This window comes from Staphylococcus sp. Mo2-1, from assembly GCF_046721385.1.
Classification (GTDB): domain Bacteria; phylum Bacillota; class Bacilli; order Staphylococcales; family Staphylococcaceae; genus Staphylococcus; species Staphylococcus equorum_A.
Genome location: NZ_JBEUUK010000001.1, coordinates 1,758,823 through 1,774,569 on the forward strand (window position 1 = coordinate 1,758,823; position 15,747 = coordinate 1,774,569).

Sequence of the window (15,747 nt, forward strand, 5' to 3'; positions counted from 1 at the left end):
ATGTCCCAGACTTATTTGCATAATATCAATTTAGTTTCTATAACTCTTTTTCAAAAATTTTATATGACGTTTTTGAATAGTATGGTTGATTAGCTTCCAATATAGATGGTGCTTTTTCTCCCATTAAGTTAATGTCATTTGGTATACATTGCGTTTCAAGCGTAAAACCAGAATGTGCCTTATAAATATTAAAGTCACTTTGCCAACTTGTAGTATCATTAAATGTGAAAATGACAACATTTGGCATGTCAGTGTTCACTGTTAATAAAAAGCGTTTATTTTCAACGGTCATTTCATTGCCACCTATATCAAATGGATGATCGATGCCGCCAAAACGTTCCATTTGTGCTTTCACAACTGGATGCTCACTCGTAAAGATGTCTTTAAATTGTATGTTTCTTTCGTTAAACGTGTCCACTAAATCAATTGGTTCCATGCTTTCAACGATATTATCGTCGCCTAATAAATACATATCTAATTTTGAACTTGAAATACTATGGTTATCAATCACATTATTATCTCTATTCAAATTAAAATAAACATGATTCATCGGATTAAATAACGTTTTCTCTGTAGCGGTTGCTTTGTATTCAATTGTCCATTTATGATCAACATCATAAGTATGAATCACTTCTAGCTCAATATCGCCAGGAAAATGGTCGTCCGAACTTTTTATAGTTGTTGTAAAAATAACTTTTACTTGGCCCACTTGCTCTTCAATTTCATAATCAAAAAAGCGTGTACCAATACCTTCTGGCCCACCATGTATGTTATGTTCACCGTTATTTGCGTCAAGCTGATAAGTCTTTCCATCTAATTCGAAAGTAGCATTTGCAATTCTACCACCATAACGGCCAATTGTTGCCCCGAAATGAAATGGATTTTCTTCATAGAATTCATCTGCTTCTACAACATTTCCAAGTACAATGTTATTATCATCGTACTTCCATGAGACAATACGTGCACCATAATTTGTAAAAACAATTTTCGTTTCTTCATTATCAATTTTAATTAAATCAATACCATTACTTTGGCTTTCTACTTTTGCAAACATCATCAATTACTCCCTTTCAAACCCAATACTTTTTCAAAAGTTAATATCAGGTTTTATCATGAATAAAAACATCACTTACAAACGTGGCCTGTAAATCACAACTCAGAAGGGGATCTTCATTGTGTTTAGGCAATGTAAACTGTCTCACTACAAGTCCAATTTATTTGAATATTTATTTTGAAAATAATAATTCAATTGTAGTGAACAATCCCTATCACACATAATACGATTAAATGTAACAACATCAATGTGATTAACTATGCTTCCCTCTAGCATAAGTTAACTTGCAAAGTCACTGTGATGCAATAACACAAATCTTGTGTAATATTTAATACTCCCTAATTCTTCTATTACTCTCTTATATTGTAACAATTTAGTCAAATGTTTATCTATACTAATCGTCAATTTTAACAAACAATCATAAAAATTGTTATACTTTTTCTATTATTATACAAATAATAGCCAAATTTTCATTGTATAATATTATAACTTTGTTGATTTCCTCTTTATTCTACTACTTAATTTATATAAGTACATAGTAATTTTATATAAACAACTTTCTATTCACTCTAAAAAGATACGTTTTTTATACACAATAAATGTATCAATCATAAAAAATAAACTACCTCCACATATTACATGTTGATGGTAGTTTATTATAATCGCTCATTTTAAATTATTATTTTTTGTTAAATATACGTTTTACCGAACTCATAAAGCCTTTATCAAAACTCAAAATCGTATCTTTATAACTACGCACTGCAACCCATAATAGTATAAAAATAGTGATAATAGATATAATCATACTTAATACAATTTCCCATATAGCAACATCTGGCGTGGATGCACGAACAAACATCACAAATGGTGAAAGTAATGGTATGAAGCTGGTAATTTTCACCAATAATGTATCTGTGTTCATGATACTAAATAAGGAAATATAAAATGCAATCATGCTAATTAATGTCATTGGCATTAATGATTGATTAATATCTTCTATACGAGCAGTAATAGATCCTAAAATCGATGCTAAAATAATATATGAAAGTATACCAATAATCATTGATATGATACCTACGACGATTAATTGCACGGTTAATTCGTTTGGTTCAATATTAAACCCTTTTAACATATCTCCAATATCAAACAATAAGAAACATATAATGCCGACCACAATAAATATACTGATTTGGGTTAATGCTACTGAAACCACACCTGCCATCTTCGCAAGAATATGCGTCACTGGTGACACACTCGTAATAATCATTTCGATAACTCGTGATGTTTTCTCAGTTGCGATTTCCATAGCAACTTGGCTCGCATAATTGAAAATGATAAAGAATATAAGCATCACGCCTGCATATACAATCATTGTATTAAAGCCTTTTTGAGCTTCACTTAAATTTGAATTGTTAGCATTATCTGCAAGCACTTCTGAAGTTACTTCACTTTGAGACTGTAACTGCTTTAATTCATCTTGTGATAAGTTTAAATTCGCCGCAACAAATTGTGTTTGTATAGTTGATAATGTCGCTTTTAATTTTTGCTTATCTTGTTCTGAAACAGTATCTTTACTCAATATTTTACCTGAAAGTTTTTTATCTTCACTCAGTTTAATAACGTAAGCTTTATCTAATTTTTCGTTTTTAACCTGTGACTTTGCTTGTTTTTCTGATAATTGCTTAAAGTCTGCGCCTTCATCAAGTTGATCACCTTGTGATTTAATGACTTTATAGATTTCATTATTCGATGAGACGACCCCTACTTTATCAGGTCCATCATCAAATAAATCAATAATTTTATTAATATTCGCCGCGCCAACCATTAAAAGAATCACAATAGCTGTAAAAATAACAAATGACTTTGTTTTGACTTTACTTTTATAAGTTAAGGAAAAAGTCGCAAAGAATTTATCCATTGACGTCACCTACTTTTGCTATAAAGATTTCATTTAGTGATGGTTCTACAACTTGGAATCGTTTGACGAAACCATACTGTATTACAACTTCATAAATTTTTTCAGCAACCTCTTCTGTCTCAATCATTGCTTTGATTTCTCTTTTACTTCTATCTACTTGTAATACACCGTCAATGCTATCTATTTCTGGCATTTCATGTTCTGTTTCTATGACGACGCTTTTCTTACCATGATTTGCTTTCACTTCATCAATTGGACCTGAAACAACAAGCTCTCCACGATTTAGAATACAGACATTGTCACATAATTCTTCTACATGTTCCATTCTATGAGAGCTATATATAATAGTAGTACCAAGCATCATTTAAATCTTTAACAGCTGATTTTAATAACTCTACATTGACTGGATCTAAGCCACTGAATGGTTCATCCAAAATTAATAATTCTGGTTTATGTAACATACTTGCTAAAAGTTGGATTTTTTGTTGATTTCCTTTGGATAATGCTTCAATTTTCTTTTCTCTATTTTCGTTAATACCAAACCTATCTAACCAATAATCTATAGCTTCCGTAATTTCTTTGGACTTCATTCCTTTTAAAGTAGCTAAATAACGTAATTCATCTTCTACTTTCATTTTAGGATGTAATCCTCTCTCTTCTGGTAAATAGCCAATGTGGTTGTATGAAGTCTTGTCTATGGGTTTGTCATTATATGCAATTTTACCTTCAGTGATTGGCGTTAGTCCTAAAATCATTCTGAAGGTTGTCGTTTTTCCTGCACCATTTCTGCCTAGAAAACCTAACATTTTACCTTGTTCTAAAGATAATGAAATATCATTAACCGCTGTAAAATCTTTATATTTCTTGGTTACATGTTTAATGTTTAGTGACATTATGCCCCCGACCCCTCTCTTTTTAAAAATTATATACTTTGATAATACCATTAGATCAAGCAAAGTTACATTTTAAATTCAACTTTGCTAGACATGATTCTACTTTATTACTTCTTGTGCAAGTGATATTGCACAAGAAAAAACTAACGCTGTTTCCACTTAAACTAAGTTGGTAACAGCGTTTTAATTTCAGTATTTTAATTCCTCTTGTTTTTGATTATGAGTTTGTCCAAGTTGCTCATTTTCTTTTGGGTTAAAAGTATCCTCATACATGTGAGCATTCGAGCGAATGTGATTACCATATTTATGGCTCGTCCCATATTTATTTGTTTTTCTCTCACTATCCAAACAACAAATAACTAAACAATATATTCCTAATACCGCATAAATGATATATATCAACATCAGCGTAATGATACTAGAAATATTAGCATATTCAGGATCCATCGCATTTATTAATGTAATCATAATATTAGTAACAATTAATACGGCAAAATAAATCACTGGAATCAACATTTGTCTACCTGTATCATGAAATCTTCTAACCAATAATGCCCGACAAGGAATCAGTGTAGCTAATCCATATATAACAAGATATATAAAAGATATGAATATTAGAATGCCTCCAATTACAGTGATTTCACCAGAATAAGATGAAAGACCTGAAACAAGCATAATAAAACCTATAATAAGTAATATTAGCCCTGGTATCATAAAAATCATATGCCATAATATCATATACCAATATTCGCTTCGACGTGAGCGCCCTTTAAAATTAACATAGTTTGTCCAGAACAATTTGAGTGCTTGAAGAAAACTAACTTTCCGCTCCATAATACTCCCCCTTTCATATTCATATGTTAAAGATAATTTTTAATTCACATTAAATTTTGGTACATTATATGTAAATTCTTTAAATATCTTATTTAGTTTAGTGTAACAAACTATTTTGTAAGTAGTAATACAATTTTACTGATTCTAAAAAAAACATTTAAAAATATTTATTTTTTAAAAAACTAGAAATCGGAGGAACAACTCATGGATTTTTTACGTCGAGATACAATAACTATTGCTAAAGATTTACTAGGTATCAAAGTGATTTTTCAAGATGAACTCGAAACATTCACTGGATATATTGTAGAAACAGAGGCCTATGTTGGCAAAGAAGACCGCGCCGCTCATGGTTTTAATGGAAAAAGAACGCCCAAAGTAGAATCTTTATATAAACGAGGTGGGACGATATATGCACACGTGATGCACAATCACCTTTTAATAAATTTTGTCACAAAAGATGAAGGCGTCCCTGAAGGTGTATTAATTAGAGCTGTCGAACCTAAAGAAGGTATCGAAACCATGAAATTAAATAGAGGAAAAAGTGGATTTGAATTAACCAACGGACCTGGAAAGTGGACCAAAGCTTTTAATATTCCTCGACATTTAGATGGTTCTCGTTTAAATGAAAGTCGTCTATTAATCGACACTAAAAATCGTAAATACCCATGTGCTATTGAAGAAAGCGGACGTATTGGAATTCCAAACAAAGGCGACTGGACATTTAAACCACTACGCTTTACTGTAAAAGGCAATCCCTATGTCTCTAAGATGCGTAAATCAGATATGACTGACCCAGAACATACTTGGCGCAAATAACTAATTATAATCATATAGAAAAGGAGTTTCCAAAAATGGAAGCTCCGCTACGTTCGTTTCTATTTCTTTTATCGATTGATTTATTCAACATTACAGACCCCACCACTGTTTAATTTAAACATATTATATTATTTTTGTTTGAAAAATGGCAGTAATTTGGGCCGACTCCTGCGGGAAAAGCACTAGCCGAATACTACTGGCTGAGGCTGTGCCCACGGAAAGCGTGCACAAAAAAGTGCCAACAAAGTCAGAGACTTTGTCGACACTCTGAGAGCTTCCAAAAATGGAAGCTCTTTTTTCTATATCAAGCATAAGTTTTTCATCAACTATTTATTTTTTAACTTTTTATTCCCATCTAATAAACCAAATTGAATTGTAATAATTGTACAAATAACCAATATAACTGGATAGAATGAATATTTTAATACTTCTAAATAAGAGACATCGCCATATTGCTCTACCATTAACATCCCACTGTCATGAGGGAGGACCATTAAAGCACTACAAGCAAATATATCTAGTAAGCTGGCCATCCGTTTAGGTGGCACTTTATATTCATCACCAATCTCTTTTGCAATTGGTGCCGAAATAATAATCGCTAACGTATTATGTGAAAGTGCGGCAGACAGCACACCTGACATCATACTGATGACATATTCAGCACTTTTACGTCCTGTAGCTTTTCGCTTCATAGCTTGAATGATCCAATCTACACCACCATAGTATCGAATCAATGCTACAAGGCCAGATACTAAGAATGCTACAAGGAAAATGTTGAACATACTTTCCATACCATCACCAATCGATTTCGTAAATTGGAAGATACCCATTTGACCTTGAACCAAACCTAGTAGTCCAGCCATCCCGATACCAAGAATAAGCACAAGAATGACGTCTAAACCTGCAATAGCCGCTATTAATACAAATATATAAGGCAAAATATTAATGAAATTGAAACTTAAATCGCCTTCTACATTACCAGTCCCACCAACAATGGCATATATAATCGCTGTGATGAATGCGGCGGGCATAGCAATGAGCACATTCATTTTAAATTTATCTTTCATCTTGGCACCTACGCCGTTCGTTGCGGCAATCGTTGTATCAGAAATGATAGATAAATTATCACCAAAGTAAGCACCTGCAATAACAGCCGCACCTGCTGCCGCTACGCTTAAGTCCGCTGCTTGTGCCACGGCTACACCTACAGGAATAAATGTTGCTTGCGCTCCTGTTGAAGTCCCTAACGTTAAGGCAGCAAACCCACTCATTATAAATATTCCTGGGATAAGTAAACTTGGCGGAATCACGGATAGACCCATGTTGACCATAGCTTCTTTACCCCCCATTTCAGACGTAACCGTTGAAAAAGCACCTGCAAGTAACAATATTAATCCAAGATTTACAATGCCTGAGTTCCCCGCGTGTTCAGTAAAAATCTGAACTTTTTTCGTAAATTTCGTTTTTCTATCATAACAAGTCCATGCTATGACAATACCTATAAAAATAGCGACATGTCGTGGCAGTTGATCAAAAGCATCCTCTTTGCCCATAATCGTAAATGTAATCCCCACACCGATATATAAAACTAAAAATATTAATAACGGCAATAATGCTAACGCACCATATTGTTTTTCACTTCTTAATGATTCATCCATATACTTACTCCTTATAACCTAGTATTTACATATGATATATAGTATATCAAAACCGATTGAATGTCATTGCATAAAACTTCATTTCTTTTATTCAGTTATTCATTTTCGTTCCATCACATTGATATAGCTCATTTTAATACTACCTCTATTATATTATGAATCAATTTTGAAGCACTGCTATTACCTTTAATACTATATAAATGAAGTAACATTAAAAATCAAAGTGTTATTTTACACAAATGAAATTAATTTTCTTTCGAATTTAATTCTTTTCTAGCGTTATAGTGTTTTAAAATGTATAATAAATACAATGGGCTTTTGTAAGCACTTTCTTGTTTTAGTGCGAAATTTGTTTACATATCACATTATAGGAGAGATTTATTTGTAAAATGAGGGGGAATGAAAATGCTAGAGCTAGATGCTATTACTACTTTAGCACTCGCGAGTGTTTTATACCTTTTTGGTATATTTATTGTGAATCACGTATCAATTTTAAGGCGATTATGTATTCCAAGCACCAGTAATTGGTGGTTTATTATTCTCAATACTAGTTGCTGTCTTACAATCAACGAATATTATAACAATAAAATTAGATTCTGATTTTATTCAGAATTTCTTTATGCTTGCTTTCTTTACAACAATTGGGCTAGGAGCATCATTAAAACTACTACGCTTAGGCGGAAAAGTATTAATATTATATTTTATCTTTTGTGGCGTTCTTGCCGTATTCCAAAATATCATCGGTGTATCTATCGCAAAAGTTTTAAATATTCCGCCATTGCTTGGACTAACAGCTGGTTCAATGTCAATGGAAGGTGGACATGGTAATGCTGCAGCATATGGTCAAACCGTGCAAGACATGGGTATTGATTCCGCATTAACAGCCGCTCTAGCAGCTGCAACATTAGGACTTGTTGCTCGGTGGTTTAATTGGTGGACCAGTCGTTAAATTTTTAATAAATAAATATAATTTAAAACCAGAACATGCAGAAGAAACAATGAAAGATTACAGTAGTGTAAAATCAAACTCATACTTAAAAAATCGCATGACACCGACAACTATTTTCCTATTACAATTTTCAATTGTAGCCATCTGTATGGCTATTGGTTCTTATTTAGGTAATACGTTCTCAGATTTAACAGGTATTAATATCCCTGTTTATGTAGGTGCTATGTTTGTTGCAGTTATCATACGTAATATTTCAGAATATAACAATTTAAATCTGATTGATATGAAGATTATCGATAGTATCAGTGATGTTTCTCTTAGCTTATTCTTATCTATTGCCTTAATGAGTATTCAACTTACTGAAATTTATCAATTAGCAGTTCCATTAATTGTTATTGTATTAGCACAAGTTGTATTCATCGTTTTATTCTCAGTCTTCGTCGTATTCCGAGGACTTGGTAAAAATTATGATGCCGCAGTTATGATTGGTGGTTTCATCGGACACGGTCTTGGTGCTACACCTAACGCAATGGCTAACTTAGATGTTATTACTAAAAAATACGGTGCATCACCTAAAGCTTATCTTGTCGTTCCGATTGTCGGTGCGTTCTTAATAGATTTACTTGGTGTACCAATCGTTACGAGCATTCATTAACATTTTTGGTTAAAGTAAAATGACATTTGAATCAAACTGAGATATAAACATGCTCAGTTGAATAAAAGGATGGCCGAGACAAGTATTTATGTCTTAGCCATCCTTTTTATTACCTAATATCTAATCCTCTTTGCTCTATCCATGATTCTAGCTTAGGACTAAAGATCATTTGTGATTGTTTTAAATCTTTAATTGTTGGCGTATCAAGCATGGTCATAATTTTCTTCATATGCTCTGTGAATTGTTCAGTATAATTAATTGTCTCTGTAATGCCATGGTTCTCGACTTGGTTTAAAAATGGTCGTGACATACCAACAGCACTCGCACCTAATGCAAGGCATTTCACTGCATCTAATGGTGTTCTCACACCACCACTTGCTAATATATCCATATCTTGCTTGGTGTGCAGTACTTTCTAATAATGATTCAACAGTCGTTTGACCCCATAAACCAAGATAATCCATATCTTTATACGTACGTCTTTCATTTTCAATATCTACAAAGTTTGTACCGCCGCGTCCACTTACATCAACGTATCGGATTCCAATCTCATACAATTGTTTAATTGTTTCTTTGCTCATACCAAAGCCAACTTCTTTAACAATTACTGGTACATCCACATGTGCTACAATTTGCGCAAGGTTTTCCATCCATGTAGAGAAGGTTCTATTCCCTTCTGGCATGACAAGTTCTTGGGGTGCATTTACATGAACTTGTAGCGCTTGTGCATCAAGTAATTTCACTGATTCAACTGCTTTATCTACAGGCACATCTGCACCAACATTACTGAATATAATACCATCAGGATTTGTTTCTCTTACTACACTAAATGATGAAATCATTTTACTATTACGTAAAGCAACATGTGTAGATCCTACAGCCATTGCCATCCCAGTTTCACGTGCAATGATTGCCAGCTTCTCATTGATTTCTTTCGTCCATTCACTGCCGCCTGTCATTGCATTAATATATAATGGTTTCTTAAGTGTAAAGTCCTTTAATTCACTTTGTATATTAACATCATCCACATCAATATTCGGAATTGAATGATGGACAAACCTTATTTCATCAAAATCTGAAATTGTAGCATCTTGTTGTGCCATTGCAATTTCTACGTGCTCATTCTTTCTTTGTTCTCTTTTATTATCACTCATCTTTTGCCCTACTTTCAATCCTTATTATGTTCACTCTATTATTTAAAACATTACCTATATTTTCAAATATAAAATTAAAACCATTTTTCTTTTTTAAAATAAAAAATACTCCCTATACTAATCGCTAACATGATTGCAAGCACAATGTAATAACCGTAATGCCATTTAAGCTCTGGCATATTTGAAAAATTCATTCCATATATACCTGTAATTAATGTTAGTGGGAGGAATACAACAGATACTAAAGTAAGTATTTGCATAATGCTATTCATCTTATAGTATGAATATGACGAATAATTATCCCTTATTTCTTCTGTCATTTCTTGTGATAAGTTCATTATATTTTCTTGTTTAATCATATGATCGTCTATATGTTGAATATACATATGATTTTTGTCATCTACAAGTAATTGACTGCTTTCTTTCATATTCTCTACTAATTCTCTCATTGGATATATAATACGCTTTAATTTTATGATTTTTGAACGTATTTTAAATACATCATCCATTATTTCTTTAGTTGAGCTACCATGTGTTTCTCTATCTTCTAACTCATAGACTTTATTTTCGATATCATAAATTAATTCAAAATAAGTATCTACAACTTCGTCCAAAATATAAAGTATCGCATCTGAAGCATCTAAATCCGATTCATAATGACTTGAGATATACTGTTCCACTTCTTGTAATACATCAAAGGGCTTATGATGATATGTAATTAACATGTTGTCTTTAATGAACAGATTCAGAACTTTATCTCCTTTATATTGCGAGTCAACACTATGAAACACTATGTATTGATAAGTATCATAGGTTTTATATTTAGCTCTTGGAGTCCCATTTACCGTATCATCAATTTCAAGCTGATTAAAATTAAAGTAGGATTGTAACATCTCGTTTTCTTCATCAGATGGATCATTAAAATCACACCAGATAAAAGTAGCTGATTCAGGAATTTCTTTAAAGTGGTTAACTTGAGTTAAAGTTTCTTTGGAAGTCTGATATTTTATTGTCACACTCATAATTTCCCTCCTCAAATCATTTCTTCTATTTTACCATGAAATAGACCGTATGTATGGTTTGGTAAGTTTTAGTTATTTTTCTTTAGAAAATACATTTACATGTTAAAATTTAACTATTACTTTTGTTTTTAACAACCAAGGAGCTGTTTACATGGAAAAGCCTTTTACAGTAGTTCAAACTGTTGCTCAAGAAATGATTGACCATAACGGACACGTACATGATGCGAACTACAATATGGTTTTTAGTGACGCAATTAACCAATTTAATTATCAGCATGGTTTATCACTTCAAGAACGTAAAGCATTAAATTATACAATGTTCACTGTTGAGGAACAGACTGCTTATTTATCGGAATTAATTGAAAATGACCAATTCTACATCAGTGTATATATATATAATTATGATGTTAAGAGAGTACATTTCTTCTGTATAATGAAACAACAAGACGGGACGACTGTAGCTACAAATGAAGCTATGATGTTAGGTATTAGCAGAGAGACTAAAAAATCAGCCCCATTCCCTCAACATTATTTAGATCAAATTGTAAGTTACTATGATAATCAAGGACGCATCGAGTGGCCTAAACAATTAGGTCATCGTATCAACATTCCACAACAAGGAGATGCATATTCATGACACAAAGTATAAGAGAAATCGTACAATTACAACTTTATGATTTATTTGATAATACTAAATTTGAACTGAGTGAACTTAACCAAAATAAAAGTCTCGTTATTAATGGCCCTGATAGTAAACTCATTAAGCGAGGTTTAGATATAAGCTATCTCCAAGGTCAAAAGAAGGCAATCGATGCCATTCATACGCTTTTAAAAACATATACAGATGACCGTACATTCATTGAACATTATAATAATTACACGCTTATTACTTCTGAAGAATTTGAAACATCTGCTTCTAACTTTAGTTCAATGATTGAACCTCAAGATGAATTTGAATTATTTTTAGCCACTCACTATAATCTAAGGGGTCAAAAATTAGTTATTGATACAGTTAACACACTTATAAATACTTAAACGCAATGAAACCGTAGTGGGACAGAAATCTAATGTTTCTAAAAAGATTTCGTTGTATGAGTCACCTCGGCAAAGCTGACTAGAAAATAATTCAGGCTGAGACAAGTATTTATGTCCCAGCCTCGTTTTATTTTATTCTATATCCTTTGCCTTTGTAAGTTGGATTTTCATTTGAAATAACTAACTTTATCGTACATTATACATCAATTGTATTAACGATTTGTTTAACCACTTTATGAGACTCTCTAATAGGCAAAAGTTCGAATGCATGAACCATATTTTTATATTCATAATAATGTATGGGTTGTTGACGCTCTTCTAAAATATCAACCAATTTTTTCATATCTGGTTGATAAATTTCACGCGTACCACCAAACATAAATATCGGTGGTAAATGACTTAAATTCCCATTAATAGGTGAAACTTTAGGTTCATCTAGTGAAAAACCTTTTGACCAATGGCGCATAATTTTTTGAATACCATATCTATTTAGAATGACATCTTTCTTTTCTAATTCTTCTGTAATCGCTTCGTTTTGTAGATCCGCATCTAGAAGCGGTGACAGTAAATAAAGTTTATTTGGTAAGGGTTGTTGCTTATCTTGCAATTGCTGCATAAAGCCTAATGCTAATGCACCGCCAGTCCCATCACCCATAATAACAATTTCATCACTACTCACTTCGGATAATAATTGATTATACACTTCAAAAATAGCACTATATGTGTCATCAATATAGTACTCAGGTGCTTTAGGATAAATTGGCATAACAATTTCATGTAATGTACTTAATGCGAGCTTATCCATTAATCTCCAATGAAATGCTGACGGTTGCAATACATTGTAGCCACCATGTATATATAGTATTTTTTTCTTGCGACTATGCCTAAAACAAAATCTGAAAAGCTGCATGTTCCCTATAGTTTGCTTATCCAAATCAGATTTTACATTTAATGTTTCTGGTTGTTTATGCTTTTTTTCATTCATTTTTAACCTTGTATCTAAAAATCGTTCAAAATCTTGCTCACCTTCAAATAAAATTGATCTATGTGGTAATAAATACTTGTTGATAAATTTTGTTGTCAGTCTTGATTTCATTCATAATCAACCCAATCTCTATATTTAATGTGCATTTTATCAGAATTTTTTAATATAATTTAGTATTTAAAAATTAATGTTATGGTAAAATTAATACAATGACATAAAAAAGAAGATATAATATAATGTAAGTAACATAAAAAACCCCTATTTTAAATGCTATTGAATATTAAATACATTCTATCGATAATTAAAATGTATCAGTTATTAAGCATTATAACAAAACAAAAGTCATAAAATAAGAAGATGTTAATATTAGTTTAGCGAAAGGAGCACCTTATGGCCGAAAAAAACAAACAGTTTGCCGATTTTGAGCACACATTAACGAGCGAGCCTATGCAAAGAGGATCTCGCTACGGTAAAAAGAAACTTTCTTGGGTGAACATACTTATCCAACTTATCGTATTAATATTAGTAGCTATTACAGGCTATAGTATGTTTAAGGAACCTATTTTCAATCTAGTATTTGTCAAAGAAACGATTAACTTCCACCAACTTACAAACTTTCAGGAAACGATCAATAGCTTCTCTAACTTAAATATCAATGTTGAAAACATTGATAACTTACAAACAAGTATCGATCGTTTAATATTAGTGTTTTATGTATTTTTTATTGCTTGTATTTTTAGTATCATTTTAACAATTTTTACGATTATTTTTAATAGAACTGCATTAAAAGTTGTCAATATGTTTGTTATTGCTATTATGTTAGTTATTACATTTGGTTTTTCTTACTTAATTAAAAATATTGCTAAACGTATTGCCGATTCAATGAATCAATATTACGTTTCAGTTAGGCCTATTGATATATTGACAGAAGCCGACGCAATTCATAATGCGCTCATTCTTTTAGGATGTAGTATTGCTTTGATTATCATTAGTATGCTTTTTAGAAATCGTAAACCTCGTATACGTGCTTAATATCCAAAGCATAAGCATTGATTCATTAAACTAATACAACTAAATTTAAAATAGAAAGAACCAATCCATTAAACAACTGAACTGCACCCAGTCAAGTAGACAAGTAAATAATTAAATTTTAGGTTGATCTCGTATTAAGCGAGATCAGCCATTTTTAATGTGATGCGCTCATTATTAAAAAAATGAATATAATCATCTATAATAATTTTAGCTCTTTCTATATTCTCAAATAAATAATGTTTATTTCCTCTATAAATCTCACTTTTAATAATCCCCCAAACACTTTCCATTGGTCCATTATCTATACATCTACTAACACGCGACATACTTTGAATTACGCCAAAGCGATTTAATTTATCTCTAAATCGCCTAGATGTGTATTGGTACCCTCGGTCACTATGCAAAAGAATACCTTCGGTAGAGTCCATATTACATACTGCTTTATCAAAAGTGTTAAATACGAGTTGATTATTATTTGAAGCACTTGTTTCATAACTAACTATTTTATTTGTACCTAAATCATAAATAGCACTTAAATATACTTTGTTTCCGGCTTTAAGTCGAAACTCAGTTACATCAGTTAACCATTTAACGTTAGGTTTATCTTCTTGAAATTCACGATTCAATATATTTTCAGCTGTGATTTGAGGCGTTGAGCGTTTATATGGTGCTCTCTTACGACGTATGACAGCAGTTAGTCTCAGTTTTTTCATTAATCGATAAATACGCTTCTGATTCACTTTTTTACCTAATTTAATTCGAATATAAATGTAAATACGTCTGTAACCATAAATGCCTTTATATTTATCATATATTTCTTGTATGTCTTCCATTAAAGATTCGTTTTCTACATCTCTTTGTGTAGGTACGCGATGAATCCATTTATAATAACTGGATCTTGAAATTCCAAGCGTTTGGCATAGTTGTTGAACAGGATATTCTTCTTTTAGCGTTTGGATCGTTTCGTATGCCGTGATTTGTTTGATTTTTGATTCATCATCTCTCTTTCTATTTCTTGATATTTTTTTAAAACTTTATTTTCCATTTCTAAAATTTTATTACGTTCTTTTAATGCTTTAATTTCAGCTTCATTAACTTCTTCAGAAGTTAATATTGATTGAGGTTTACCTTTACCTCGACCATCGATTAGACCGTCGCCGCCATGCTCTTTATATTTTTGTATCCATTGGTACACTTGACCGTAAGTAACATTAAATCTTTGGGCTATTTCTTTGTAACTTAATTCATTATCCAGATAAAATTTAACGATATTTAATTTTTCTTCATAAGTCGTTTTTTTCGCTTTCATTATATACACCTCAGATATTGAAGAATAATTTTGGTTCTCTTTATCCTCAGTATAACGTTTTGTCCAATTAATTATAGTCTTATGTGATGGCACGTTGTATTTAATCGCTAAATCTCGATAAGATAACTCACTATGAAAATATTCATCAACAACGTTCATTTTAAATTCTTTTGAATAACTATTGTTATTTGATTTTGGAATCAACGATTCCATACCTTTATCTAAATATTGATAGTATTTATCTCTTAATATACCTGTATGAATATCTAGGTTTAATTCATCTACAATATTCGCAAAACTCATGCCTTCTTCATATTTGTCAAAGGCAATAAGAAGTGAATTTAAATCTACTTTAAGTTTTTGAGACACAAAAAAACTCCCTTCAAAGTTTTTACTTTTTAAGTGTCTACTTTGAAGGGAGCATATCAAACTA

The 15,747-nt window shown here is 31.8% G+C and carries 12 protein-coding genes and 3 pseudogenes; 6 read left to right on the forward strand and 9 right to left on the reverse strand.

From position 1 onward, the window contains the following. Positions 1 to 37: 37 nt before the first annotated feature. The 4 genes and pseudogenes from ABLV95_RS09040 to ABLV95_RS09055 all read right to left on the reverse strand — a co-directional run bounded on the left by ABLV95_RS09040 (position 38) and on the right by ABLV95_RS09055 (position 4,699). Complete coding sequence (locus tag ABLV95_RS09040; protein ID WP_427706630.1) at positions 38 to 1,054, reverse strand: aldose epimerase family protein; 1,017 nt, start codon at positions 1,052 to 1,054, stop codon at positions 38 to 40. Between the two features lie 679 nt (positions 1,055 to 1,733). Then, positions 1,734 to 2,972, reverse strand: coding sequence for an ABC transporter permease (locus ABLV95_RS09045; RefSeq protein WP_460875406.1), 1,239 nt, complete (start codon positions 2,970 to 2,972; stop codon positions 1,734 to 1,736). Then, positions 2,965 to 3,865: pseudogene (locus ABLV95_RS09050) on the reverse strand (ABC transporter ATP-binding protein). Before ABLV95_RS09050 ends, ABLV95_RS09045 begins: the two are co-directional and overlap by 8 nt. A 189-nt stretch (positions 3,866 to 4,054) precedes the next feature. After that, complete coding sequence (locus tag ABLV95_RS09055; protein ID WP_460875408.1) at positions 4,055 to 4,699, reverse strand: DUF805 domain-containing protein; 645 nt, start codon at positions 4,697 to 4,699, stop codon at positions 4,055 to 4,057. Positions 4,700 to 4,903: 204 nt separating this feature from the next. On the opposite strand from ABLV95_RS09055, the gene ABLV95_RS09060 reads away from it, so the two are divergent. Beyond that, a complete protein-coding gene (locus tag ABLV95_RS09060) occupies positions 4,904 to 5,515 on the forward strand; it encodes a DNA-3-methyladenine glycosylase (protein ID WP_427706622.1) in 612 nt (203 codons plus the stop codon). A 326-nt stretch (positions 5,516 to 5,841) separates the two neighbouring features. On the opposite strand, the gene ABLV95_RS09065 is transcribed toward ABLV95_RS09060, so the two are convergent. Continuing rightward, positions 5,842 to 7,173: a Na+/H+ antiporter NhaC family protein gene (locus ABLV95_RS09065; protein ID WP_460875410.1), complete on the reverse strand. Its 1,332-nt coding sequence runs from the start codon at positions 7,171 to 7,173 to the stop codon at positions 5,842 to 5,844. A 544-nt stretch (positions 7,174 to 7,717) separates the two neighbouring features. On the opposite strand from ABLV95_RS09065, the gene ABLV95_RS09070 reads away from it, so the two are divergent. Together ABLV95_RS09070 and ABLV95_RS09075 are read left to right on the forward strand one after the other, a co-directional pair. Continuing rightward, positions 7,718 to 8,122, forward strand: a complete 405-nt coding sequence (locus ABLV95_RS09070) for a sodium/glutamate symporter (protein ID WP_460876750.1) — start codon at positions 7,718 to 7,720, stop codon at positions 8,120 to 8,122. Continuing rightward, positions 8,088 to 8,777, forward strand: a complete 690-nt coding sequence (locus tag ABLV95_RS09075) for a sodium/glutamate symporter (RefSeq protein ID WP_460875412.1) — start codon at positions 8,088 to 8,090, stop codon at positions 8,775 to 8,777. Before ABLV95_RS09070 ends, ABLV95_RS09075 begins: the two co-directional genes overlap by 35 nt. A gap of 109 nt (positions 8,778 to 8,886) precedes the next feature. Here ABLV95_RS09075 and fni read toward each other — a convergent pair. Both fni and corA read right to left on the reverse strand, forming a co-directional pair. Continuing rightward, positions 8,887 to 9,931 (reverse strand): annotated as a pseudogene (fni, locus tag ABLV95_RS09080) (type 2 isopentenyl-diphosphate Delta-isomerase). Positions 9,932 to 10,005: 74 nt separating this feature from the next. After that, entirely contained in the window at positions 10,006 to 10,953 is a 948-nt protein-coding gene (gene corA, locus ABLV95_RS09085; RefSeq protein WP_427706616.1) for a magnesium/cobalt transporter CorA, read from the reverse strand. Positions 10,954 to 11,104: 151 nt separating this feature from the next. On the opposite strand from corA, the gene ABLV95_RS09090 reads away from it, so the two are divergent. Together ABLV95_RS09090 and ABLV95_RS09095 are read left to right on the forward strand one after the other, a co-directional pair. Then, complete coding sequence (locus tag ABLV95_RS09090; RefSeq protein WP_427706614.1) at positions 11,105 to 11,590, forward strand: thioesterase family protein; 486 nt, start codon at positions 11,105 to 11,107, stop codon at positions 11,588 to 11,590. Continuing rightward, the gene (locus tag ABLV95_RS09095) at positions 11,587 to 11,988 is read left to right on the forward strand and encodes a hypothetical protein (protein WP_285323699.1); all 402 of its coding nucleotides are present in this window, start codon (positions 11,587 to 11,589) and stop codon (positions 11,986 to 11,988) included. Before ABLV95_RS09090 ends, ABLV95_RS09095 begins: the two co-directional genes overlap by 4 nt. 196 nt (positions 11,989 to 12,184) lie before the next feature. Here the strand turns inward: ABLV95_RS09095 and ABLV95_RS09100 are convergent, their stop codons facing one another. Next, on the reverse strand, positions 12,185 to 13,084 hold the full coding sequence (locus tag ABLV95_RS09100) for an alpha/beta hydrolase fold domain-containing protein (protein ID WP_427706611.1): 900 nt from the start codon (positions 13,082 to 13,084) through the stop codon (positions 12,185 to 12,187). 279 nt (positions 13,085 to 13,363) lie between these two features. On the opposite strand from ABLV95_RS09100, the gene ABLV95_RS09105 reads away from it, so the two are divergent. Further along, the gene (locus ABLV95_RS09105) at positions 13,364 to 14,005 is read left to right on the forward strand and encodes a hypothetical protein (RefSeq protein WP_427706609.1); all 642 of its coding nucleotides are present in this window, start codon (positions 13,364 to 13,366) and stop codon (positions 14,003 to 14,005) included. A gap of 134 nt (positions 14,006 to 14,139) precedes the next feature. Here ABLV95_RS09105 and ABLV95_RS09110 read toward each other — a convergent pair. Further along, positions 14,140 to 15,740 (reverse strand): annotated as a pseudogene (locus ABLV95_RS09110) (IS3 family transposase). Positions 15,741 to 15,747: the final 7 nt, after the last annotated feature.